This is a genomic window from Pseudomonas quercus (genome assembly GCF_012033695.1).
GTDB lineage: Bacteria > Pseudomonadota > Gammaproteobacteria > Pseudomonadales > Pseudomonadaceae > Aquipseudomonas > Aquipseudomonas quercus.
In genome coordinates, this window is record NZ_JAAVJI010000001.1 from 12,295 (window position 1) to 35,176 (window position 22,882).

Below are 22,882 nucleotides of genomic sequence, written 5' to 3' on the forward strand. Positions count from 1 at the left end.
TCAGGCGCCCATTACCACAATGCCCAGCACCACTACGGCGCCGAAGGCAAGGGAAGCGGCATACCAGCGCAACTGACCGTTCTCGGTGCGGCTCATGGCGGCGTTGCCACCCTTCACCAGCCGAGGCACAAGGCCGATACCGCGGTCCATTGGGTCCCTGCGCAGCACATGGCTGATCCACAAGTACGGTTTCACCAGCAGCTTGTCGTAGATCCAGTCAAAGCCCCAAGCGGCAAACCACCAGGCTGACAGCACGCGCCCAAGGCCACTGTTGGCGATAGCAGTGACGAACCGGCGCTTGCCCAGGAACAGCAATGCCGCCAGCAGGATGCCAGCCAGGGCGATGGCGCCCGAGGCAATTTCCAGGCTGTGCTTGGCTTCCCCACCAGCATGGCCAGCACTTTCCGGCAGTACGCCTGCCAGTGGCGGATGAATCCAGGCGCCGACGAACGTAGACAGCACCAGCAGGATACCCAGAGGTAGCCAGTGGGAGATCCCGTGGCCCGCATGGGCGTCGGTCTTGGATTCGCCATGGAAGGTGATGAAGATCAGGCGGAAGGTGTACAGCGAGGTCATAAAGGCACCGACCAGGCCCGCGTACAGCAGGTACTCATGGCCGCTGGCAAACGCTTCCCAGAGGATCTCGTCCTTGGAGTAGAAACCGGCGGTCACGATGGGCAACGCAGACAGTGCGGCACCCCCCACGATGAAGCAGGCGTAGGCCAGTGGCAGCTTCTTCCATAGGCCGCCCATCTTGAAGATGTTCTGCTCATGGTGGCACCCGATGATTACGGCGCCGGAAGCCAGGAACAGCAGGGCCTTGAAGAACGCATGGGTCATCAGGTGGAAGATGGCACCATCCCAGGCTCCTACGCCCAGGGCCAGGAACATATAACCAATCTGGCTCATGGTGGAGTAGGCCAGAATCCGCTTGATGTCGGTTTGTACCAACGCCGCGAAGCCCGCCAGCACCAAGGTCACCGCACCGACAATGCCTACCAGGTGCAGGATTTCAGGCGCCAGGGTGAACAGGCCATGGGTACGAGCAATCAGGTAGACCCCAGCCGTGACCATGGTCGCCGCGTGGATCAACGCCGAGACGGGCGTGGGGCCCGCCATGGCGTCAGCCAGCCAGGTCTGCAGCGGAAGCTGAGCGGATTTCCCCACCGCGCCGCCCAGTAACATCAGCGTGGCCAGAACGATCCAGAAATCGCCTACCTGGAAATGCTCAGGTGCCCGGACCATCAGTTCCTGAATGTTCAACGTGCCCAACTGGTGGAACAAGATGAATAGCCCGATGGCCATAAACACGTCACCGATGCGGGTAACGATGAACGCCTTCAGTGCAGCGTTGCCGTTGTTGCGGTTGCTGTAATAGAAACCGATCAGCAGGTAGCTGCACAGGCCTACACCTTCCCACCCGAAGTACAGGAACAACAGGTTATCGCCCAGCACCAGGAACAGCATGCTGGCAATGAACAGGTTGGTATAGGAGAAGAAGCGCGAGTAGCCGTCCTCACCGCGCATGTACCAGGAGGCAAACACGTGGATAAGGAAACCAACCCCTACCACCACACCCAACATGGTCACGGACAGCCCGTCCAGGTACAGGGTAAAGGTAGGCGTGAACGTGCCTACCGACATCCAGGTCCAGAGCAGGTGGGTGTACACGCCGCCCGGTGGCGGGGCCACGTTGAATTGCCAGATCACATAGGCCGCTACGATCGCCGACAGGCCAACGGAGCCCACGCCGATCAACGCCGAGGTGTTTTCCGAAAGGCGGCCGCGGGAGAATGACAGCACCAGCCAGCCCAGCAGGGGAAAGACGAAAGTCAGAAAGAGTAGGTTCATCCGCGCATCTCACTGGCAGCGTCGATATCGAGCGTATGGAAGCGGCGATACAACTGGATCAGGATGGCAAGCCCAATGCTGGCCTCAGCGGCTGCCAGGCTGATCACCAGAATGAACATGATCTGCCCATCCGGTTGCGCCCAGCGGCTGCCTGCCACAATGAACGCCAGAGCCGAGGCATTCATCATGATTTCCAGGCTCATCAGTACGAAAAGAATGTTGCGGCGGACCAACAGGCCCATAAGGCCAAGTACGAACAGTACGCCGGCCACGGCCAAGCCGTGTTCTAGAGGAATGGCTGGCATGGGTTACTCCTTCGCCTCGTTGCGGCCAATGTGGAAGGCCGTGATGGCCGCAGCCAGCAGCAGCATGGAGGCCAGCTCCACCACCAGCAGGTAAGGGCCGAACAGGCTGACGCCTACGGCCTTAGGCCCAACGGTGGTTGCACCCACTGGAATGTCGCCAGGGCCGGAGAACAGCACATACATCAGCTCCACCAGCAGCAGCACAGCCAGCAGCATAGGGCCTGCCCAGATACCAGGTTTCAACCATTCCCGTTCCTGATGCGAGGATTCGGTGCCCAGGTTGAGCATCATCACCACAAACACGAACAGCACCATGATTGCCCCGGCATAGGCGATAACCTCCAGTGCACCGGCAAAGGGCGCACCCAGTGCGAAGAAGGTCATGGCTACCGAGATCAGGGAAATGATCAGGTACAGCAAAGCGTGAACCGGGTTGGTGCCAGTAATTACCCGTAGGGTCGCCAGCACCGCAACGCCAGAGGCGAAATAGAACGCGAATTCCATCTTTTATCCTTAAGGCAGCAGGCTTTTCACGTTGATCGGCTCGGCTTCGTTCTGCGCGGCGCCTTTCGGCTTGCCGGCCACGGCCATGCCTGCGACGCGATAGAAGTTATAGTCCGGGTTCTTGCCGGGGCCCGAGATCAACAGGTCATGCTTCTCGTACACCAGGTCCTGACGCTTGTAGTCGGCCATTTCAAAATCAGGCGTAAGCTGAATGGCGGTCGTGGGGCATGCTTCTTCGCACAAGCCGCAGAAAATGCAGCGTGAGAAGTTGATGCGGAAAAACTCCGGGTACCAGCGACCATCGTCGGTTTCAGCTTTCTGCAACGAAATGCAGCCTACTGGGCACGCGACGGCGCACAGGTTGCACGCCACGCAGCGTTCCTCACCATCGGGGTCGCGGGTCAGCACGATGCGGCCACGGTAGCGGGGCGGCAGGTACACCGCCTCCTCAGGGTATTGAAGGGTGTCACGCTTGCGGAAGCCATGGCCGAACACCATGATCAGGCTGCGCAGCTGGGTATAGGTGCCATGGGCGATATGGCCGATATATTTGAACATCAGGTCTGTCCTCAAGCACCGGCCGGCGTGTTCAACAACACGATCGCGGCGGTGACCAGCAAATTGATCAGGGTCAGCGGAAGGCAGAACTTCCAGCTGAAATCCATCACCTGGTCATAGCGCGGCCGCGGAATCGACGCCCGCAGCAGGATGAACAGCATGATGAAGAAACAGGTCTTGAGGGCGAACCACAGGAACGGGACCTGCGGCAGGATATCGAACGGGCCATGCCAGCCACCGAAGAACAGCGTGACCAGCAGCGCCGAGATCAGCACGATACCGATGTATTCGCCCACAAAGAACATGCCCCATTTCATGCCGGCATACTCGATGTGATAACCGTCAGCCAGTTCTTGCTCCGCTTCCGGCTGGTCGAAGGGGTGACGGTGTGTCACGGCTACGCCAGCAATGAAGAAGGTGCAGAAACCGAAGAACTGCGGAATGATGAACCATAGGTTCTGCGCCTGGTACTCCACGATGTCGCGCATGTTGAACGAGCCAGCCTGAACGATCACGCCCATCAGGGCCAGGCCCATGAACACTTCGTAGGACACTGTTTGCGCCGAGGCCCGCAGGCTGCCGAGCAACGCGTACTTGTTGTTGCTGGACCAGCCAGCGAACAGCACCGCATACACCGACAGGCCCGCCATGGCGAAGAAGAACAGCACGCCGATGTTCAGGTCTGCCACGCCCCAGGTAGGGGTGATCGGGATCACCGAGAACGCAATCAGCAACGCACTCATGGCAACCACGGGGGCCAGGGTGAAGATCGCACGGTCCACGAACGGCGGGTTCCAGTCTTCCTTGAAGAACATCTTGAGCATGTCGGCCGCGATCTGGAACATCCCGAAGGGGCCGACGCGGTTAGGGCCGTAGCGGTCTTGCCACCAGCCCAGCAGGCGCCGCTCCACGAAGCTGAGCAGCGCACCGCAGACCACCACGGCCAGCAGAATGACGATGGATTTCAGTGCCGACACAATGATGTCGATCACATCAGGGGTAAACCAGGTCATTGCGCAGCCTCCTGCAGGCGTTCCACGGTTTGCCCGCTAAAGGCCGGCGGGATTCCGGCGATACCTTTGGGCAGGGCAACCAGGCCAGCGGCTAATTGATCATCCACACGCAACGGCAGGCGCAGGTCCACACCGGCTACCGAAAGGCTGAGCAATGCGCCTTCGTTCACACCCAGGCGATCCGCCTCGGCTTTGGCCAGGGCGACGTACGGGGCGGGAATACGAGACTCCACAGGGGCGGCACGTGAGGACATTTCCTCGCTACCGAACAAGTGGTGGAAGGGGACCGCTGTCCAGGTACCACGTGCCGGTGCAAAGGCAGCTGGAATGCGGGTGAACCAGTTCAGGTTGTCCCCACGGGTCTCGATCAGGCGTATGCCAGGGTCACCCGCACGCAGGTGGCCCCCGACTTCATCCTGAAACTTGTTCCAGGCCTGCGGTGAGTTCCAGCCTGGCGACCAGGCGAACGGCACTTGTTGGCGTGGCTCTTTGCTTCCGGAGTAGCCTTCCATGGAGAACGCAAACGCCGTGTCCTTGTCCTGGCTGGTGCGAGGCTCGTGAACGCTGATGTTGGCGCGCATGGCCGTACGGCCTGAATAACGCAGGGGTTCGCGGGCCAGTTTCAAGCCTTTGATGCGGAATGCCGCCGAAGGGGCTGCCTCCACGATGCGGGCCAGTTGTGGCGCGCTGGCAGCACAGGCCGCTGTCACATGGTCGAGTTGAGTCCAGTCGACCTTGCGCTCAAGCAGTGTAGCGCGTAGCGCATGCAGCCAGCGCCAGCCCTCATGGGTGAAGTTCTGCGGGTCCAGGTAATTGGGATCGAACACCTGGAAGAAACGCTGGGCACGGCCTTCCTGGCTCACCAGGGTGCCATCGCCCTCGGCGAAGCTGGCCGCTGGCAACACCAAATGTGCACGGTCGGTGGTCGCGGTCTGTTGGTGGTCGGCCACGATGATCACCTTGGCGGCGGCCAAAGCGGCATCCACCTTGGCTTTCGGCGCGCGCGTGTACAGGTCGTTTTCCAGCACCACCAGCGCATCGGCACGGCCTTCGATCAAGGCGTCCAGGGCCGCATCCAGGGAATCACCACCCAGCATGGCCAGGCCCAGGCTGTTGGCCTCCGGTACGATCAGGCTGAGCGAACCGGCCTTGGCACGCAGGGCCAGTGCCTTGGTAATGTTGGCGGCCGCTTCGATCAGCGCATCGCACGCCAGGGACGTCCCGGAAACCACAAGCGGGCGCTTGGCGGCAATCAACGCTTCGGCAATGCGCTGGGCCAGGCCCAAGGCTTCGTCGTCCAGCCCGGTGACCGCCGGGGCGCTGGCATCAATGGCGTGGGCCACAGCAAAGCCGATGCGAGCCAGGTCTTCGGGCGAGGCATGAACGCATTCTTCAGCCACGTCGTCCAGGCGGGTAGCAGTCACGCTGGCGATGAACAGCGGGTACATTTCGTGCTGGCCGATGTTCTTTACGGCAGCGTCCAGCCAAGGCTGTACGCGCATGGCTTCAGCCATGGCCTCGGCCTTGCCCTTCACGGATTGGCGCAGGGCCAGTGCCATGCGCGCAGCGGTCTGGGTAAGGTCTTCGCCCAGCACGAACACGGCATCGTGGTCTTCCACGTCGCGCAGGCTCGGGATCGGTAGAGGGCTGTTGTTCAGCACGTCCAGGGCCAGGTGGATACGGCGGAGTTCACCGGCTTCAATGCCGGTGTGGTACCAGTCCGCACCGACCAGTTCGCGCAACGCATAGTTGCTTTCAAGGCTGGCGCGTGGCGAGCCTATGCCCACGATGTTACGGCCGCTTAGCAACTGAGCGGCCTTGTCCAACGCGGCGTCCACACCCAGCATGGCGCGTTCCTGGCCAAGCATGGGGTGCTTGGGGCGGTCTTTGCGGTTCACGTAGCCATAGCCGAAGCGGCCACGGTCGCACAGGAAGTAATGGTTCACCGAGCCGTTGTAGCGGTTCTCGATACGGCGCAGCTCGCCATAGCGCTCGCCCGGGCTGATGTTGCAGCCGCTGGAACAGCCGTGGCAGATGCTGGGGGCAAACTGCATGTCCCATTTACGGTTGTAACGTTCGGAGTGGGTTTTGTCCGTGAATACACCCGTTGGGCATACCTCGGTCAGGTTGCCCGAGAACTCGCTCTCCAGCACGCCGTCTTCAACGCGCCCGAAGTACACGTTGTCATGGGCGCCATACACGCCCAGGTCGGTACCGCCCGCGTAGTCCTTATAGAAGCGAACACAGCGGTAGCAGGCGATGCAGCGGTTCATCTCATGGGCGATGAACGGGCCAAGGTCCTGGTTCTGGTGGGTGCGTTTGGTGAAACGGTACCGGCGCTCGTTATGGCCGGTCATCACAGTCATGTCTTGCAGATGGCAGTGGCCACCTTCTTCGCACACTGGGCAATCGTGCGGGTGGTTGGTCATCAACCATTCCACCACGCTGGCCCTGAAGGCCTTGGATTCATCGTCGTCGATGGAGATCCAGGTGTTGTCGGTGGCAGGGGTCATGCACGACATCACAATGCGGCCGCGGGTGTCGTTTTCGTCGGTGTACTGCTTTACCGCACACTGGCGGCAGGCACCGACGCTGCCCAACGCCGGGTGCCAGCAGAAGTAGGGGATGTCGAGGCCCAGGGACAGACAGGCCTGTAACAGGTTGTCTGCGCCATCGACTTCGAGCGCTTTGCCGTCTACGTGGATAGTGGCCATGGTTCAAAGGTCTTCGTTGGCCCGGTTACCCGGGCGTGGCTAATGGAAATCTTGTTCTATGCCTGTTTGGCCGGGGCAAGGCAGCCTTGCCCTCGGCTCATGGATCAGGCGCCCGCAGGGATCGGCCGTGGTTGACCAAAGCCCGGTGCCAGGTTCGCCGCTCCCGTGGGGGCGATACCGGCCTCGAACTCCTCGCGGAAGTATTTGATGGCACTGCCCAAAGGCTCGACGGCCCCAGGTGCATGTGCGCAGAACGTTTTGCCTGGGCCCAGGAAGCCCACCAGCCCCAGCAGGGTATCGATGTCCCCTTGGGTGCCTTGGCGGTTTTCCAGTGCGCGCAGCAGCTTCACTGACCATGGCAGGCCATCCCGGCAGGGCGTACAGAAGCCGCAGGATTCACGGGCAAAGAATTCTTCCATGTTGCGCAGCAGCGACACCATGTTCACCGTATGGTCCACGGCCATGGCCAGGCCGGTGCCCATACGGGTGCCCACCTTGGCGATACCGCCGGCATACATCTGGGCTTCCAGGTGCTCGGGTAGCAGGAACCCCGTACCCGCGCCCCCAGGCTGCCAGCATTTGAGGGTGTAGCCATCGCGCATGCCACCGGCATAATCTTCGAACAGCTCGCGTGCAGTCACGCCGAACGGCAACTCCCACAGGCCCGGGTTCTTCACCTTGCCGGAGAAGCCCATCAGCTTGGTGCCGTGGTCTTCGCTGCCTTCGCGTGCCAGGGCCTTGTACCAGTCCACGCCGTTGCCGACGATGGCAGGCACATTGCAGAGGGTTTCCACGTTGTTCACGCAGGTCGGCTTGCCCCACACGCCCACGGCGGCCGGGAAGGGCGGCTTGGAACGCGGGTTGGCACGGCGGCCTTCCAGAGAGTTGATCAGGGCGGTTTCTTCGCCGCAGATGTAACGGCCTGCACCAGTGTGCACAAACAGCTCGAAGTCAAAACCGCTGCCCAGGATGTTCTTGCCCAGCAGGCCCGCCGCCTTGGCTTCCTCCACCGCACGGTTCAGGTGCCGTGCGGCGGTGGTGTACTCGCCCCGCAGGAAGATGTACCCGCGGTAGGCCTTCAATGCCCTTGCACTGATCAACATGCCTTCGATCAGCAGGTGGGGCTGCTGCTCCATGAGCATGCGGTCTTTCCAGGTATTGGGTTCCATTTCATCGGCGTTACACAGCAGGTAACGGATGTTCATGGACTCATCTTTGGGCATGAGGCCCCACTTCACCCCAGTAGGGAAGCCGGCACCGCCACGGCCCTTGAGCCCTGAATCTTTCACCGTCTGAACGATCTCGTCCTGGGACAGCTGTGCCAAGGCCTTGCGGGCCGCCGTATAGCCGTCCTTGCGCTGGTACTCTTCGAGCCACACCGGCTCGGCATCATCACGCAGGCGCCAGGTGAGAGGGTGGGTTTCAGGCGCGCGGGCAATGCGGTTGGCCGGGCCAAAGGAAGTCAGGGTCATACGTAGGCCTCCAGCAGGCCGCTGACGCCGTCAGGTTTCACGTCGCCAAAGGTATCGTCGTCGATCATCAGGGCCGGTGCCTTGTCGCAGTTGCCCAGGCAGCACACCGGCAGCAGGGTGAAACGGCCATCGGCCGTGGTCTGGCCCAGGCCAATGCCCAGTTCCTGTTGGATCTGCGCCACCACCGATTCGTGCCCGCCGATATAGCAGACCATGCTGTCGCATACCCGAATGATGTGACGGCCTACGGGCTGGCGGAAGATCTGGCTATAGAAGGTGGCAACACCCTCCACATCACTGGCCGGAATACCGAGCAGTTCACCAATGGCATAGAGGGCACCGTCAGGTACCCAGCCCCGTTCCTTCTGCACGATCTTCAACGCTTCGATCGACGCCGCACGCGGGTCTTCGTAGTGGTGCAACTCATGCTCGATGGCCGAGCGTTCGGTTTCGCTGAGGGCGAAACGGTCAGTCTGGATCAGCGTAGTGTTCATGCTTAGCGGTCCACATCGGCCATGACGAAGTCGATACTGCCCAGGTACGCGATCAGGTCGGCGACCATGCTGCCACGGATCACCGAAGGGATCTGTTGCAGGTGCGGGTAGCTGGGGGTACGGATACGGGTGCGGTAGCTCATGGTGCCGCCGTCGCTCGTCAGGTAGTAACTGTTGATGCCCTTGGTCGCCTCGATCATCTGGAAAGACTCGTTGGCCGGCATTACCGGGCCCCACGAGACCTGCAGGAAGTGAGTGATCAGGGTTTCGATATGTTGCAGGGTGCGTTCCTTGGGCGGCGGCGTGGTCAGCGGGTGATCCGCCTTGTACGGGCCGGCCGGCATGTTGCGCATGCACTGCTCGATGATACGAAGGCTCTGGCGCATTTCTTCAACGCGTACCAGGCAGCGGTCATAGGCGTCACCACTGGAAGCCAGGGGCACTTCGAACTCGAAGTTTTCATAGCCAGAGTAAGGGCGCGCCTTGCGCAGGTCGAAGTCGCAGCCGGTAGCACGCAGGCTAGGGCCGGTCACACCCCACTCCAGGGCTTCGCGGGTGTTGTAGGCGGCCACGCCCTTGGTACGGCCGATCAGAATGCTGTTTTTCAGGGCCGCCTTGGTGTATTCGTCCAGGCGCTTGGGCATCCAGTCAATGAAGTCCTTGACCAGCTTTTCCCAGCCGCGTGGCAGGTCATGCGCCACACCGCCAATGCGGTACCAGGCCGGGTGCAGGCGGAAACCTGTGATGGCTTCGATCACCGTGTAGGCACGTTGGCGGTCGGTGAAGGTGAAGAACACCGGCGTCATGGCGCCCACGTCCTGGATGTAGGTGCCCAGGAACAGCAGGTGGCTGGTGATCCGGAAGAACTCGGCCATCATGATGCGGATGGTGTTTACCCGGTCTGGCACTGTGATGCCGGCCAGCTTTTCCACCGACAGCACGTAGGGCAGGTTATTCATCACCCCGCCCAGGTAGTCGATACGGTCGGTGTAAGGGATGTAGCTGTGCCAGGACTGGCGCTCGCCCATTTTCTCGGCGCCACGGTGGTGGTAGCCGATGTCGGGCACGCAGTCGACGATCTCTTCGCCGTCCAGCTGCAGAATGATACGGAACGCACCGTGGGCCGAAGGGTGGTTCGGGCCAAGGTTGAGGAACATGAAGTCCTCGTTGGCGGTGCCACGCTTCATGCCCCAGTCTTCAGGGCGGAAGCGTGCAGCCTCTTCTTCATGGGCCTGCTTGGCCAGCGTAAGGCTGTAGGGGTCGAACTCGGTGGCGCGTGCAGGGTAATCCTTGCGCAGCGGGTGACCTTCCCAGGTCGGCGGCATCATGATCCGGCTCAGGTTGGGGTGGCCGGTGAACGTGATGCCAAACATGTCCCAGACTTCACGCTCGTACCAATTGGCGTTGGGCCAGATGTCGGTAACGGTGGGCAGGTTCAGGTCCGCTTCGTCGAGGGCGACCTTGAGCATCACGTCGCTGTTACGCTCGATGGACATCAGGTGGTAGAAGACAGTGAAATCCGCATCCGGCAAGCCGCGGCGCTGGGTGCGCAGCCGTTCGTCCACGCCGTGCAGGTCGTACAGCATCACATAGGGCTTGGGCAGGTTACGCAGGAAGGCCAACACCTCCTTGATCTGCGCCCGTGCCACCCACAGTACCGGCATGCCGGTACGGGTAAGCTGCGCGGTGAAGCATTCGGGGCCAAAGCGTTGGGTCAGTTCAACGACCACATTCTGGTCGTCGGCCTTGTAAGGCGGGATATACAGAGCGGTGTCCGCTGTTGTCATGGTGTCGGTCGCTTTCGCTTTCGGTCAACGTCAAAGAATGAAGGCCACAAGCCTGCCTAGCCCACGCGGGCAGGGCAGGCCCCGGATCAGACTTCGTCTGGGCTGCGCAGGTTGGTGACCTGGATACGCTGTTCGCGGCGCACGTCTTTCTGGGACGGCATCTCGGCGCGGTACACGCCTTGATCACCCACCACCCAGGACAAGGGGCGCCGTTCCTGACCGATGGATTCCTGCAGCAGCATCAAGCCCTGCAGGAATGCCTCAGGCCGGGGAGGGCAACCCGGCACGTACACATCCACGGGCAGGAATTTGTCCACGCCCTGTACTACCGAATAGATGTCGTACATGCCGCCGGAGTTGGCGCAGGCACCCATGGAAATTACCCATTTGGGTTCGAGCATCTGCTCATAGAGGCGCTGGATCACGGGCGCCATCTTGATGAACGGCGTGCCCGCAATCACCATGAAGTCTGCCTGGCGAGGCGACGCCCTGATCACTTCTGCACCGAAGCGGGCGATGTCGTGAGGCGCGGTAAACGCCGTGGTCATCTCCACATAGCAGCAGGACAGGCCGAAGTTATAGGGCCAGAGGGAGTTTTTGCGACCCCAGTTGACCGCACCGCTCAGGACGTCTTCGAGCTTGCCCATGAAGACGCTGCGGTGCACCTGGTCTTCAAGCATCTTGTCATCAACGACACCTTGCTTGCCCAGGGGATAGCGCTGTTCCGGATCCTGAGGAGCATCCGGGTCAATCTTGGTAAGGTTGTATTGCATTGCCAAAGCCTCATTGTTTCAGCTTCGCCTGCCGCTTGTGACGACCTTCGGGTGCCCAATCGAGCGCCCCCACTCGCCAAAGGTAGACAAGACCTGCCAACAGAATTGCTATGAAAACGAGCGCTTCGACAAAGCCCGCCCAGCCGCTTTCGCGGACGGACACGGACCAGGCGAACAGGAAAAGGGCTTCGATATCGAAGATCACGAACAGCATCGCGACCAGATAGAACTTGGCGGACAGCCGCAGGCGCGCGCTACCGACGGGCAGCATGCCGGATTCGAAGGGGTCGTTCTTGCTGCGGCCCCAGGCCTTGCCGCCCAGGAGGCTGGACAGGCCAAGCATGAAGGCACAAAGCCCTACTACACCCAGGAGGAAGATGGCAAAGCCCCAGTTATGGGCAATGAGTCCTGCTGTTGGGGTCATGCTGGCAGTCCTTAACAGAGCCGCAACGCTCTGAATCGAAGAAGGGTAAAGCAGTGACTAAATGTCGCAGCCATAGGATCGGCGGATTTTATGGGCAAACCCGCAGCAAGTAAATTTGCTATATCAAATTAATTCGACCAATCCTTATGCAAGAGCCTCTCTATGGCCTTGTAACCCCCGGAAAGCTGGGTCTTGGGGCTATTTGGCAAACACTGTTTCTTTTTAGCGGTAACAAACTATGTGAATGATAATTGATCTCAATTAAGCACCCGTACAGCGTTTTATCTTCTCCAAATCACTATAGTCCCTGTTTGAGTGTAGGCCGATTTCATTTCGGCATAAGGGCCTGGGTCAATGTTTTGCCGGGTTCCAACACGGCTCATGCCTCTGACAAATAAAAAACCGCCCGAGGGCGGTTTGAACGTACTCAAACAGGGATGCATAAAGCCCCCCGTTTGAGACTGCCAGCTACACCCGATACGTGAATCAAAGGGTGCTACCCGGCCAACTGGTGCTGCTCCGCGTCCTGTGCCACCCCGACCAACGTAACCTGCGGCTGGGCGAACACTACCTCTTCCTTGTGGAGGTCGTTCAGCCAATAGCCAGTGAGCGCGATTTCGAACCGATGGCCTTGGGCATCGGCGTTCAGGTCCTTGAAGTAGGTGCGGTCGTTCTCGCGGTCATAGACCAGCTTCAAAGTGCCCTGGGTGCCGTCCCCAAAGCCGGTGTAGCCCAGCGCCGAGACGTCGATACTGTCCTGGCGTTCCTCGAATCTGTCGATCAGGTCCACGAAGCTTTGGTTGGCGGTGCGATAGCTGTCGTCGGTGGACGTATAGCGGAAGACGTCCTTGCCCTCGCCGCCGGTAAGCCAGTCCGCACCGCTGCCGCCGATCAGCACGTCATTGCCGGCGCCGCCGTCGATACGGTCGTTACCCGCACCGCCCACAAGAATCTCCGCCAGCGCGCTGCCCGTCAGCACATCACGCCCGGCTGTGCCTTCGATGGTCGGCGGGGTGAACACCAGGTTGCTCGTGTTCAATTGCTCCACCAGGTTGCCGTCCAGGGCCAGTTCGAAACGGTGGCCAGAAGCATCCGCCTCGAAGCTTTTGAGGTAAGTGCGGGTGCCCTCGGCGTTCGCTTGAATGGCCAAGGTCCCGTGACGGCCATCTCCAATGCCGGTGAAGCCCAGGTCGATCAGATCGATGCGGTCTTGGGTGGCATCGAAGTCCTGGATCAGGTCGCTGGCGTTCTGAGTCGCGGTACGGTAGCTGTCGCTGACCTGAGTAAAGCGGAAGATGTCCGCGCCGGCCCCGCCCAGCAATATGTCGCGGCCGCCATTGCCTTGCAGCACGTCATTGCCAGCCTGGCCGTGGATGATCTCGGCGCTGTCCGTGCCTAACAAGGTATCGTTGCCAGCATAGCCGTCCAAGTGAGCCTTGCCATCCTGGCTGCCGAAGGTGGTGTCTATGCTGCCATCGGCGTTGAGGCGGATAATGCTGGCGCCGGTAACGCCTCTATCGGTGCTTTGCCCGGCCACCAGGATTTTCCCATCCGCTTGCACCGTGACCGCAGTCGCGGTATTGGAACCGTTGGGCAATACCGAGAACCCGGCGATGCCGTGGTTGCCGAAGCTTTCGTCGAAAGACCCGTCGGCATTGAGGCGAATGATGTTTGGCACGCGAAAGTTGGAGCTGTCCCCGACCACCAGGATCTTGCCGTCGGCCTGCACCGTCACGGCTGAGAAGTAGTTCAGGCCCAGGGCTTTGTCGAAATGCAACACGCCGTTGTCGGCGAACCGGGTATCCACGCTGCCATCGGCCTTGAAGCGTTCCAGGCTGTACAGCGGGTCGCCGGTGATAGTCACGCCGCTATCAGGGTTGGTGTAGCCCCCTACATAGAGGGTGCTGCCCAGCAACGCCCCGCCATCGGGCAGTACATGGCTGCTGACATCGCCGCTGTAGTACGTTTCCGAGGAGCTGATGCTCAGCTCGCCGTGATTTCCAAAGCCATCGATCAGCGCTCCGCTTGCGCTGACCTTGGTCACGGTGGCTTGGGTCTCGCTGCGGGCCGTGACGTAGAAGGTGCCATCGGCATTGATGGTCAACCCGTAACCGTCATACACATGGGGCACGTCCAAGGTCAATACGCCGCCCTGGCCGAAGCGGGTATCCAGGCTGCCGTCGCCGTTGTAACGCTCCACCGTCAAGCCATCCCTACTGCTGTAGACTGAAAGCACCTTGCCGTCGGCTTGTACGGCCACCCTAGCTTCAGGGCCATAATCCGAGTCATAGGGCACCTTATCGCCGTTGGCGGGGTCGAAAATATCGACGCCACCTGTGCCGTAATGGGTATCCAAGGTGCCATCGGCGTTCAGCCGGATGACCGAATGTTCCAACGCGATGGAATACGGATACTCCCCTGGGCCACCGACATAACCCTCGTCAACGTAGCTGCTATAACCCCCCACCAATACCTTGCCGTCGGCTTGAATACTCAGGCTTTCATTAGGGGCGCCAATGCCGCTGAGCTGGACCATTATGCTGCCGGGAGCAGTGCGCGTAATTGGGGTCGTTACTGTATTGCTTGGAGAGGTTGCCACGATCGAATCCTTTGAAAGTGCTGTTGGAGCACCCACTGTAGCTGACAGTTAGCCCCTTTACGGCCCAAGGCCATATAAGCGCAACGGTATCCGAGTAACGGTCAGCTTTTTCACATGACCTGCTGCCCACTCTGAAAAAGCAGTTTCGGATGATCCGGTACTTTGGGCTTTTGGCCAGCCGGGTCTGCGGGCAGTGCCTGGCGAAGGTGTAGGGAGGCGCTGAAGAGTGCTACGCCAGGGTGGGCGCCTTCACTTGGTGTGTAGGAAAGTTTGAAATTCCTATACACCAAGGGCAGGCATGATTCAGTGGAACTGTTCTTCTTCGGTCGACCCGGTAAGGGCTGTAACGGACGAGGCGCCGCCCTGGATCACCGTGGTCATGTCGTCGAAATACCCGGTGCCTACTTCCTGCTGGTGCGCCACAAAGGTATAGCCTTTAGCGGCATCGGCAAATTCCTGCTCCTGAAGCTTCACGTACGCAGTCATGTCATGACGGGCATAGTCGTGGGCCAACGAGAACATGCCGTGCCACATGTTGTGAATGCCGGCCAGGGTGATGAATTGGTGCTTGTAGCCCATGGCAGACAGCTCGCGCTGGAAGCTGGCGATGGTGGCGTCGTCCAGGTTTTTCTTCCAGTTGAAGGAAGGGGAGCAATTGTAGGAGAGCAACTGGTCGGGGTATTCCTTCTTGATGGCTTCGGCAAAGCGACGGGCCTCTGCCAGGTCCGGCTTGGCGGTCTCGCACCAGATCAAGTCGGCGTAAGGCGCGTAGGCTAGGCCGCGAGCAATGGCCTGGTCCAGGCCTGCACGCACCTTGTAGAAGCCCTCGGGTGTGCGAGTACCTGTGACAAAAGGCTGGTCATAAGGGTCGCAATCCGAGGTCAGCAGGTCTGCCGCATTGGCGTCAGTGCGCGCCAGGATGATGGTCGGCACCCCGGCCACGTCTGCGGCCAGGCGTGCGGCGACCAGTTTCTGTACGGCTTCCTGGGTGGGCACCAGCACCTTCCCGCCCATGTGCCCACACTTTTTCACCGACGCCAATTGGTCTTCGAAGTGAACACCGGCGGCACCGGCTTCAATCATGTTTTTCATCAATTCATAGGCATTGAGTACGCCCCCAAAGCCTGCTTCGGCATCGGCCACGATGGGTGCAAAGTAGTCGATATAGCCCTCGTCGCCGGGGTTTTTGCCCGCCTTCCATTGAATCTGGTCTGCCCGCCGGAACGCATTATTGATGCGTTTGACAACCGTTGGCACCGAATCCACTGGGTACAGGGATTGGTCCGGGTACATGGCCTCTGCACTGTTGTTGTCGGCCGCTACCTGCCAGCCGGACAGGTAGATGGCCTGAATGCCGGCTTTGACCTGCTGTACAGCCTGCCCGCCTGTGAGTGCTCCCATGCAATTCACAAAATCCTTGTCTGGGCGAAAGGCCGGGTGGGCACCCTGGGTCACCAGTTTCCACAGCTTTTCAGCACCCAGGCGGGCGAGGGTGTGCTCGGGCTGCACCGAACCTCGCAGGCGTACCACATCAGCAGCCGTGTAGGTTCGGTTCACCCCTTTCCAACGTGGGTTTTGCGCCCAATCCTGTTCAAGGGCTGCAATCTGTTGTTCGCGTGTCTGTGCCATGGGGTAAGCCTCTTGCATAGGTCTTGTGGGGATGTCCAGCTCCACCAGAAAGGCAGGCGCCAATCACCACCAGCACAGCAGGCTAATGCCAAGGTGTAACGAAAGATGCATTTGGCCAGGCTACGGTCAACGCGGGAAAAGGCGTGGTACAGGCGGCATGTAGTGCAGCTCTATGCTCACTCCAAAACTGCATCATCCGGCTAACCTGTCAGCGACTGAACGTGTCCTTTCAGGCCTGCCCCTTTCATCACAACCTACAAAAATGCCTTTTTAGGCCGTACTGATGCACGCACGGCCCTTCGCATAGGAAGGGCACGTACCGGAGATCTCTATTTAAGGTCGTTGATTAGCGGGAGCGAGGCCATCATGCCTAGGGGCAAATAAGGCGTCAAACGATTTGTAGTGCTTTTTATAAAGCACTACAAATTTTGATAATTCAGAACTGGCAAGTCACTAAAAGGCTCTGGAGTCGGCCTTTCAAGGCAGGGCGTCCACTCTTACCCGGAGGGTCATGTCATCCCGGCCAGCGGTACCGTAGTAACGTGTGCTGCCGTTACGCTCGGCCTGGCTCTGGCTGTTAATACCCGCCACCGTAATCCATTGGCCCAAGGGGCCGCTTACCTGGGTGCCGGTGCTCTGAACATTGATGACGTCCGGGCGCTCCTGGCTCATGTGGTCGTTATTGGTATTAATGGATAAATGAACCGTCTCGCCTGTGACACTGGCGGTCACATAGAAGCCTTGGGTGACATTGCGGTATTCGGTCTGGGTCTGCAGCCGGCCATAGCTGTCCGTCTGCCCGGTAGTCAAAGGGACGCTCTGGCCAATCTGTATCAGGGCTGGCGAGCCTTCGCTGGCTTGAACCTGCTGCACACCGCCCGTTCTGTTGGCCGTGCCGTAGCGAATCACCCGCCCATTGCCTGCGCCGGCGCCACTGCTGTGGTTGCTGTCACTGGTATCCACACTGATGAGCAGCCTTCGTGCTGGGGCATCGATGCGCCCCAGTAGGGCGCTGAGTTCATCCAGCTTGCTAGGGTCTGCATTCACCACCAATTGGTTGCCTAGGGCGCTAACGGTACCTTGGTTGCCTAAAAACGAGCGCACCAGCGGCAGCAGTTCGTCACTGGTGCGGTAATGCAGTTCCAGCACTTGGGTGGCTGCTTGTGTAAGGGGGGTGAATACAAGCAATAGGAGGAGAAGCAAGGGGCGTAGCGGCATGGCTAGTTACTCCGCAAGGTTAGGCCACGAGTATGACTCACGGCTGTGCCTTGCGGGTGATGAAGCCGTTGAATCCCAGCCTCTTAGGTGACGGGGCGAAGCATATCGACGTGGGGCAGGCCTGCTTCGACGAATTCGTCGCTGACCACTTCAAAGCCGAACCGCTGGTAGAACGCCGTGGCATGCACCTGCGCCGTGAGCTTGAGTGCACCGATGCCACGGCCTTGGGCCTGGGCGATCACGGCTTGCATCAGGGCATCGCCCACGTGAAGGCCACGCCAATCCTTGAGCACTGACAAGCGGCCGATATACCCCTCAGCGGACAACCGGGCGGTCCCGATGGCAAAGCCACCGGTTTCGGCCAGGAAGTGCAGGGCCGAGTCGTCTTCCGAATCCCATTCCTGCTCTGGCGTTACGGCTTGCTCAGCCACGAATACGCTTTCGCGGATGCGGTGAATGTCGGCATAGTCGCGGTGCCAGTCTGCAAGGCGCACACGTAGGTCATTCATCGGCGAACCCCAGGCTGCCCTGTATCATCAACTGGTTGAGCAGCGTCACCGCTTCGTCGTTTTTCAGCCATGGCCCCAGGTTGGTCTGGTGCAAGGCGTCGGCAGAGCACACCAATTGCAGCAGAGGCCGCAGGTTGCCGGGCAGCAAACGGCTTTGTCCGCTGGCAAACAGCATCAGCTCGCTGCCCATTTCCGACCAGGCCAGGCGTGCGCTCGGGTTACGAATGATCACGGCACCCTGGGCCAGGGCATCAAGGAACTCGTCTTCGGCCAATTCGCTGCCGGCCACCCGTTCGGCATAGCGAGGCTCGGTCATGAACTGGCCAAACCAGGTGAGCAGCAGGCGGTCGTCGCTCATGTGCTGGGCCAGCAGGCCTTTCAGGCGGTCCAACGCATCGTGCTGAATCTGGTTGGGGTCGGCCGCCGGTGCGATATCGGCATCACTGTAGCGCTCGTCATCAGGGATGAACTGGCTCAGGAAATCGGTGAAGTGGGTCAGTACCTCACTGGCGCTAGGGGCGCGGAAGCCGATGCTGTAGGTCATACAATCATCCACTGCCGTGCCAAAGTGAGCCAGCCTTGGGGGCAGGTACAACATGTCGCCTGGTTCGAGCGTCCAGCTGTCGGTTTCCTCGAAGCCTGCGAGGATGCGCAGGTCGGCGTGCTCAAGCAAAGGGCTGTCCGAGTCGCACATCTGCCCCACACGCCAGGTACGCTGGCCTAGGCCCTGTAACAGGAACACATCGTAGTGATCGAAGTGCGGGCCTACGCCACCGCCGGGTGCCGCGTAGCTGATCATCACGTCGTCAATGCGCCAGGTGGGCAGGAAACGGAAGGGTTCGAGCAGGGCGCTCACCTCTGGTACGAACTGGTCCACGGCCTGCACAAGCAGGGTCCAGTCCTTGGCGGGCAGGGTGGCGAAGGCATCCTCTGCAAAGGGCCCGCGGCGCAGCTCCCAAGGGTGCTCACCGTGTTCGAGCACAAGCCGGGACTCGATTTCGTCTTCCAGCGCCAGGCCTGCCAACTCATCAGGGCTGATGGGGTTTTCAAAGTCCGTAAACGCCTGGCGCACCAATAAAGGCTTCTTCTGCCAATAGTCGCGAAGGAATTCCTGCGCGGTCAGGCCGCCCAGCAGTTGAAGTGGTTTATTGGAAGCCATGGTTAACTCTTTGAAAAAAGTAGAGACATTGAATAAAAAACGCCCGGCCAGGCCGGGCGCTCTCGAGCCGTACAGGTCAGATACGGCGTGCCTGTTCTGCTGCATTGCCAATATAGGTGGCGGGCGTCAGGCGAATGAGTTCTGCCTTGGCAGCGTCTGGCATGTCCAGGTCCTCGATGAACTCCTGCAAGGCTTGGGCAGAGATACCCTTGCCACGGGTCAGCTCCTTGAGCTTCTCGTAAGGGTTCTCGATGTTGTAGCGGCGCATCACCGTTTGGATGGGTTCTGCCAGTACTTCCCAGCAGGCATCCAGGTCGGCAGCAATACGCTGGGCGTTGATTTCCAGCTTGCCGATGCCCTTGAGGCTGGCTTCGTAGGCAATCACGCTATGGGCAAAGCCCACGCCCAGGTTGCGTAGCACGGTGGAGTCCGTAAGGTCGCGCTGCCAGCGGGAAATCGGGAGTTTGCTGGCCAGGTGCTGGAACAGCGCATTGGCGATGCCCAGGTTGCCTTCGGAATTCTCGAAGTCGATGGGGTTGACCTTGTGCGGCATGGTCGAGGAGCCAATCTCGCCGGCGATGGTGCGCTGCTTGAAGTAACCCAGGGAGATATAGCCCCACACGTCACGATCGAAGTCGATCAGGATGGTATTGAAGCGGGCGATAGCGTCGAACAGTTCGGCGATGTAGTCGTGCGGCTCGATCTGAGTGGTGTAGGGGTTGAACACCAGCCCCAGTTCGCCCTCGATGAAGGCACGGGCGTTGGCTTCCCAGTCGATGTCCGGGTAGGCCGAAAGGTGGGCGTTGTAGTTGCCCACGGCACCGTTGATCTTGCCCAGCAGCGGAACGGCAGCGATCTGAGTGATTTGCCGCTCCAGGCGATACACCACGTTCGCCAGTTCCTTGCCCAGCGTTGTGGGGGAGGCGGGCTGGCCGTGAGTGCGTGACAGCATTGGCACGTCGGCGAAACGGTGGGCCAGCTCGCGAATGGCACCGGCGATCTGGCGCATGAGGGGCAGCAGCACGGTATCGCGGCCTTCACGCAGCATCAACGCATGGGACAGGTTATTGATGTCCTCGCTGGTGCAGGCAAAGTGGATGAATTCGCTGACCTTGGCCAACTCTGGCAACCGCTCGGCCTGCTCCTTGAGCAAATACTCGATGGCTTTCACATCATGGTTGGTCGTGCGTTCGATCTCTTTCACACGCTCGGCATGCTCCACGGCAAAGCCGGTGGCCAGTTCGTTCAGCAGGGCATTGGCACCTTCTGAAAACGGCGGCACTTCGGGGATTTGCGCATGGGAAGCCAGGCGCTGCAGCCAGCGTACTTCGACGAGGGCACGAAAACGAATAAGGCCGTATTCGCTGAAGATGGGGCGCAAGGCCTCGGTTTTGCCGGCGTAGCGGCCGTCAACAGGGGAAACCGCAGTGAGCGAAGAAAGCTGCATGGGGTGTTCTCGGGCAGTCGGGCAACGAAAAGGGCGCATAGCATACATGAAAAACCATCAGGCCCGCTGGCGGATCCGCCAGTGGGCGCTGTGGCCGTTACAATCAGTCGTTGCCGCGAAGCAAAGGGTACAGCTCGCTGAGCAACTTGCGCCGGTAAAACAGCAGCTGCCAGCGATGCCCGCCCAACTGGCGCCACAGCCGTGCGCAACGGATGCCAGCCAGCAGCAGAGCGCGGATCTTCGAGGCGTTGTTGGGCTGCTGCAAGTGGCGCATGTCACCTTGTACCTGGATGCGCTGGCGCAAGGTGCTCAGCGTGTCCTGGTACAGGGCACCACTGGCGGCTACCACGTTTTCGTGGGCGATGCCGAAGTGCTCGACCTGTGCCTGGATCTGCGGCAGGCGTTTGCCGATGACCTCCAGCATGGCAGGGCGCTTTTCCAGCTGGCGTTCCAGGGTCACCATGGACAAGGCGTAGCGCAAGGGTTCGCGCTGCAGGCTGGCAGGGTCCCGTTCGAGGGCTGCCGCCAGGGCGCGATACCCTTCACGTAGCTGGCTGTCATTGCCGCCGAACACGTCAAGGGTGTCTTTCGGGTCGCGCACTAGCAGGGTACCCAGCATGCCGCCCAGTTCGCCTTCGGTGATCTGCCCGGTTTTCGCCAGGCGGTCCACCAGCACGGCGGCCTGGAAAACCGCACCCAGCGCCATGAGTTGTTCCTGGCGGCTGCTCATGCTGCCGCACTCTGCTGTGCGGCAGACTGAACCGTTTCGATCACGCCGCCACCCAGGCAAATCTCACCGTCATAGAACACTACCGATTGGCCGGGCGTGACCGCACGCTGTGGCTCATCGAAGGTTACGGTGTAGCCATGGGCGCCCAGCGTCAGTGTGCAAGGCTGGTCGGCCTGGCGGTAGCGCACCTTGGCCGTGAGGCGGCGGGGGCTGGAAAGGTCCACAGGGTTGACCCAGAAAATAGCCGACGCCTGCAATGATTCTGCAAACAGCCAAGGGTGGTCGTTGCCTTGGCCTACGATCAACTCATTGGTGGACAAGTCCTTGGCCAGCACGTACCAGGGCTCATCGCCTGCACCTTGAAGGCCGCCGATGCCCAGACCTTGCCGCTGGCCAATGGTGTGGTACATCAACCCGTGATGGCGGCCGATCACGTCCCCGGCGGTCGTCTTGATCTCGCCAGGCTGCGCAGGCAGGTATTGCTTGAGGAAATCGCTGAAGCGGCGCTCGCCTATAAAGCAGATACCAGTGGAATCCTTTTTCTTTGCGGTGGCCAGCCCGTGCAGGTCGGCAATGGCACGAACCTCGGGTTTTTCCAGCTCGCCCACCGGGAACAGCGTGCGAGCAATCTGCTCGCCGCCTACAGCATGGAGGAAATAGCTTTGGTCCTTGTTCGGGTCCAGGCCCTTGAGCAGCTCGGTCACGCCGTCCCGATCCCGTCGCCGCACATAGTGCCCCGTGGCGATCAGGTCTGCGCCCAGGCTCAGGGCATAGTCCAGGAAGGCCTTGAACTTGATTTCCCGGTTGCAGAGGATGTCCGGGTTAGGGGTGCGCCCTGCCTTGTATTCGGCCAGAAAGTGCTCGAACACGTTATCCCAGTATTCGGCTGCGAAGTTGGCGGTATGCAGCGCGATACCGAGCCTGTCGCACACGGCCTGGGCATCGGCCAGGTCCTCGCGGGCAGTACAGTACTCGGTACCGTCGTCTTCTTCCCAGTTCTTCATGAACAGGCCTTCTACCTGAAAACCTTGTTGCAGCAGAAGCAGGGCGGAAACGGACGAATCGACGCCGCCGGACATGCCGACGATCACGCGCGTATTACGAGGATCCTTGTAGGGATCGGAGAGGGCAGGCTCACGCATGGGCTTGGGAACATTCTGGTGAAAAGCGCGACATTCTAGCAGGCCCGGGCCGCGCTGGGAAAAGGGTGTTAGTCGCGAACAACGTCCAGCGGATAAACCGGGCCTGCCAGGTAATCGTCCAGGCAGCGCAGCACCAGGTCGCTGCGCCAGCGGGCCGGGTCTGCCGCCACTGCATCCCGAGTCAGCCAATGGGTGGCAGTAATATCGCGGTCCAGCGGGTGATCGTGCCGCCGCAACGGGCGGGCGCTGAAGCAGACGCGTTGGTAGGTCACACCGTTGTGGGGGGCCGTATACAGGTAAATGCCTACAACACCGGTTAGCTCGACCTCCCAGGCGGTTTCCTCACGGGTTTCGCGCAACGCCGCCTCGCGCAGGGTTTCGCCTTTTTCAAAGTGGCCAGCGGGCTGGTTGAGCACCAAGCGGCCACCTTTATGTTCTTCCACGAAAAGGAAGCGCCCCTCGTCGTCTTCGATTACCGTCGCAACGGTGATATGGGGTTGCCAGGTCATAAGAAATCCAAAAGGTTGGAAAATAAAAAACCCCGGCCTGGGCCG

Annotated in this window: 20 protein-coding genes; all 20 read right to left on the reverse strand. The window is 60.4% G+C overall.

Translation table 11 applies throughout. The annotated features are described in order from the left end of the window. On the reverse strand, positions 1–1,851 hold the full coding sequence (gene nuoL, locus HBH25_RS00065; RefSeq protein WP_168080277.1) for an NADH-quinone oxidoreductase subunit L: 1,851 nt from the start codon (positions 1,849–1,851) through the stop codon (positions 1–3). Further along, positions 1,848–2,156, reverse strand: a complete 309-nt coding sequence (gene nuoK / locus HBH25_RS00070) for an NADH-quinone oxidoreductase subunit NuoK (RefSeq protein ID WP_168080279.1) — start codon at positions 2,154–2,156, stop codon at positions 1,848–1,850. The genes nuoL and nuoK overlap by 4 nt, the downstream gene beginning before the upstream one ends. A 3-nt stretch (positions 2,157–2,159) precedes the next feature. Next, positions 2,160–2,660 (reverse strand): NADH-quinone oxidoreductase subunit J, encoded by a 501-nt coding sequence (gene nuoJ, locus HBH25_RS00075; RefSeq protein ID WP_168080281.1) that lies wholly within the window; start codon positions 2,658–2,660, stop codon positions 2,160–2,162. A gap of 9 nt (positions 2,661–2,669) precedes the next feature. Continuing rightward, positions 2,670–3,218: an NADH-quinone oxidoreductase subunit NuoI gene (gene nuoI / locus HBH25_RS00080; protein ID WP_168080283.1), complete on the reverse strand. Its 549-nt coding sequence runs from the start codon at positions 3,216–3,218 to the stop codon at positions 2,670–2,672. 11 nt (positions 3,219–3,229) lie between these two features. Beyond that, the gene (nuoH, locus tag HBH25_RS00085; protein WP_168080285.1) at positions 3,230–4,231 is read right to left on the reverse strand and encodes an NADH-quinone oxidoreductase subunit NuoH; all 1,002 of its coding nucleotides are present in this window, start codon (positions 4,229–4,231) and stop codon (positions 3,230–3,232) included. Further along, positions 4,228–6,945: an NADH-quinone oxidoreductase subunit NuoG gene (gene nuoG / locus HBH25_RS00090; protein WP_168080287.1), complete on the reverse strand. Its 2,718-nt coding sequence runs from the start codon at positions 6,943–6,945 to the stop codon at positions 4,228–4,230. Before nuoG ends, nuoH begins: the two co-directional genes overlap by 4 nt. 104 nt (positions 6,946–7,049) lie before the next feature. Beyond that, a complete protein-coding gene (nuoF, locus tag HBH25_RS00095) occupies positions 7,050–8,417 on the reverse strand; it encodes an NADH-quinone oxidoreductase subunit NuoF (protein ID WP_168080289.1) in 1,368 nt (455 codons plus the stop codon). Then, a complete protein-coding gene (gene nuoE / locus HBH25_RS00100; protein ID WP_168080291.1) occupies positions 8,414–8,911 on the reverse strand; it encodes an NADH-quinone oxidoreductase subunit NuoE in 498 nt (165 codons plus the stop codon). The genes nuoF and nuoE overlap by 4 nt, the downstream gene beginning before the upstream one ends. Before the next feature lie 2 nt (positions 8,912–8,913). After that, positions 8,914–10,698 (reverse strand): NADH-quinone oxidoreductase subunit C/D, encoded by a 1,785-nt coding sequence (nuoC, locus tag HBH25_RS00105; RefSeq protein WP_168080293.1) that lies wholly within the window; start codon positions 10,696–10,698, stop codon positions 8,914–8,916. A gap of 86 nt (positions 10,699–10,784) precedes the next feature. Beyond that, positions 10,785–11,471: an NADH-quinone oxidoreductase subunit B gene (locus HBH25_RS00110; protein ID WP_168080295.1), complete on the reverse strand. Its 687-nt coding sequence runs from the start codon at positions 11,469–11,471 to the stop codon at positions 10,785–10,787. 10 nt (positions 11,472–11,481) lie between these two features. Beyond that, entirely contained in the window at positions 11,482–11,895 is a 414-nt protein-coding gene (locus HBH25_RS00115) for an NADH-quinone oxidoreductase subunit A (RefSeq protein WP_168080297.1), read from the reverse strand. Positions 11,896–12,391: 496 nt separating this feature from the next. Next, complete coding sequence (locus HBH25_RS00120) at positions 12,392–14,431, reverse strand: M10 family metallopeptidase C-terminal domain-containing protein (protein ID WP_168080299.1); 2,040 nt, start codon at positions 14,429–14,431, stop codon at positions 12,392–12,394. 366 nt (positions 14,432–14,797) lie between these two features. After that, complete coding sequence (gene aceA / locus HBH25_RS00125; protein ID WP_168080301.1) at positions 14,798–16,123, reverse strand: isocitrate lyase; 1,326 nt, start codon at positions 16,121–16,123, stop codon at positions 14,798–14,800. A 477-nt stretch (positions 16,124–16,600) separates the two neighbouring features. Continuing rightward, on the reverse strand, positions 16,601–17,341 hold the full coding sequence (locus tag HBH25_RS00130) for a secretin N-terminal domain-containing protein (RefSeq protein WP_168080303.1): 741 nt from the start codon (positions 17,339–17,341) through the stop codon (positions 16,601–16,603). Between the two features lie 83 nt (positions 17,342–17,424). Next, positions 17,425–17,850: a GNAT family N-acetyltransferase gene (locus HBH25_RS00135; protein ID WP_168080305.1), complete on the reverse strand. Its 426-nt coding sequence runs from the start codon at positions 17,848–17,850 to the stop codon at positions 17,425–17,427. Continuing rightward, on the reverse strand, positions 17,843–19,009 hold the full coding sequence (locus HBH25_RS00140) for a ribosomal protein uL16 3-hydroxylase (protein ID WP_168080307.1): 1,167 nt from the start codon (positions 19,007–19,009) through the stop codon (positions 17,843–17,845). Before HBH25_RS00140 ends, HBH25_RS00135 begins: the two co-directional genes overlap by 8 nt. 76 nt (positions 19,010–19,085) lie before the next feature. Further along, complete coding sequence (purB, locus tag HBH25_RS00145) at positions 19,086–20,456, reverse strand: adenylosuccinate lyase (RefSeq protein ID WP_168080309.1); 1,371 nt, start codon at positions 20,454–20,456, stop codon at positions 19,086–19,088. A 103-nt stretch (positions 20,457–20,559) separates the two neighbouring features. Then, positions 20,560–21,186, reverse strand: a complete 627-nt coding sequence (gene hflD / locus HBH25_RS00150; protein WP_168080311.1) for a high frequency lysogenization protein HflD — start codon at positions 21,184–21,186, stop codon at positions 20,560–20,562. After that, on the reverse strand, positions 21,183–22,328 hold the full coding sequence (gene mnmA / locus HBH25_RS00155; RefSeq protein ID WP_168080313.1) for a tRNA 2-thiouridine(34) synthase MnmA: 1,146 nt from the start codon (positions 22,326–22,328) through the stop codon (positions 21,183–21,185). Before mnmA ends, hflD begins: the two co-directional genes overlap by 4 nt. A gap of 68 nt (positions 22,329–22,396) precedes the next feature. Beyond that, positions 22,397–22,837 carry an NUDIX hydrolase gene (locus HBH25_RS00160; protein WP_168080315.1) on the reverse strand — a complete coding sequence of 147 codons (441 nt, stop codon included), beginning with the start codon at positions 22,835–22,837 and terminating at the stop codon, positions 22,397–22,399. Positions 22,838–22,882 lie beyond the last annotated feature (45 nt).

What these genes read in the sequence shown, in the direction of transcription:
- nuoJ (WP_168080281.1), bottom strand. Translation starts at nt 2,660, where the DNA reads ATGGAATTCGCGTTCTATTTCGCCTCTGGCGTTGCGGTGCTGGCGACC.
- HBH25_RS00130 (WP_168080303.1), bottom strand. Translation starts at nt 17,341, where the DNA reads ATGCCGCTACGCCCCTTGCTTCTCCTCCTATTGCTTGTATTCACCCCC.
- HBH25_RS00115 (WP_168080297.1), bottom strand. Translation starts at nt 11,895, where the DNA reads ATGACCCCAACAGCAGGACTCATTGCCCATAACTGGGGCTTTGCCATC.
- nuoK (WP_168080279.1), bottom strand. Translation starts at nt 2,156, where the DNA reads ATGCCAGCCATTCCTCTAGAACACGGCTTGGCCGTGGCCGGCGTACTG.
- mnmA (WP_168080313.1), bottom strand. Translation starts at nt 22,328, where the DNA reads ATGCGTGAGCCTGCCCTCTCCGATCCCTACAAGGATCCTCGTAATACG.
- hflD (WP_168080311.1), bottom strand. Translation starts at nt 21,186, where the DNA reads ATGAGCAGCCGCCAGGAACAACTCATGGCGCTGGGTGCGGTTTTCCAG.
- HBH25_RS00160 (WP_168080315.1), bottom strand. Translation starts at nt 22,837, where the DNA reads ATGACCTGGCAACCCCATATCACCGTTGCGACGGTAATCGAAGACGAC.
- nuoC (WP_168080293.1), bottom strand. Translation starts at nt 10,698, where the DNA reads ATGACAACAGCGGACACCGCTCTGTATATCCCGCCTTACAAGGCCGAC.
- nuoF (WP_168080289.1), bottom strand. Translation starts at nt 8,417, where the DNA reads ATGACCCTGACTTCCTTTGGCCCGGCCAACCGCATTGCCCGCGCGCCT.
- nuoG (WP_168080287.1), bottom strand. Translation starts at nt 6,945, where the DNA reads ATGGCCACTATCCACGTAGACGGCAAAGCGCTCGAAGTCGATGGCGCA.
- HBH25_RS00140 (WP_168080307.1), bottom strand. Translation starts at nt 19,009, where the DNA reads ATGGCTTCCAATAAACCACTTCAACTGCTGGGCGGCCTGACCGCGCAG.
- aceA (WP_168080301.1), bottom strand. Translation starts at nt 16,123, where the DNA reads ATGGCACAGACACGCGAACAACAGATTGCAGCCCTTGAACAGGATTGG.
- nuoE (WP_168080291.1), bottom strand. Translation starts at nt 8,911, where the DNA reads ATGAACACTACGCTGATCCAGACTGACCGTTTCGCCCTCAGCGAAACC.
- purB (WP_168080309.1), bottom strand. Translation starts at nt 20,456, where the DNA reads ATGCAGCTTTCTTCGCTCACTGCGGTTTCCCCTGTTGACGGCCGCTAC.
- nuoH (WP_168080285.1), bottom strand. Translation starts at nt 4,231, where the DNA reads ATGACCTGGTTTACCCCTGATGTGATCGACATCATTGTGTCGGCACTG.
- HBH25_RS00120 (WP_168080299.1), bottom strand. Translation starts at nt 14,431, where the DNA reads ATGGTCCAGCTCAGCGGCATTGGCGCCCCTAATGAAAGCCTGAGTATT.
- HBH25_RS00135 (WP_168080305.1), bottom strand. Translation starts at nt 17,850, where the DNA reads ATGAATGACCTACGTGTGCGCCTTGCAGACTGGCACCGCGACTATGCC.
- HBH25_RS00110 (WP_168080295.1), bottom strand. Translation starts at nt 11,471, where the DNA reads ATGCAATACAACCTTACCAAGATTGACCCGGATGCTCCTCAGGATCCG.
- nuoL (WP_168080277.1), bottom strand. Translation starts at nt 1,851, where the DNA reads ATGAACCTACTCTTTCTGACTTTCGTCTTTCCCCTGCTGGGCTGGCTG.
- nuoI (WP_168080283.1), bottom strand. Translation starts at nt 3,218, where the DNA reads ATGTTCAAATATATCGGCCATATCGCCCATGGCACCTATACCCAGCTG.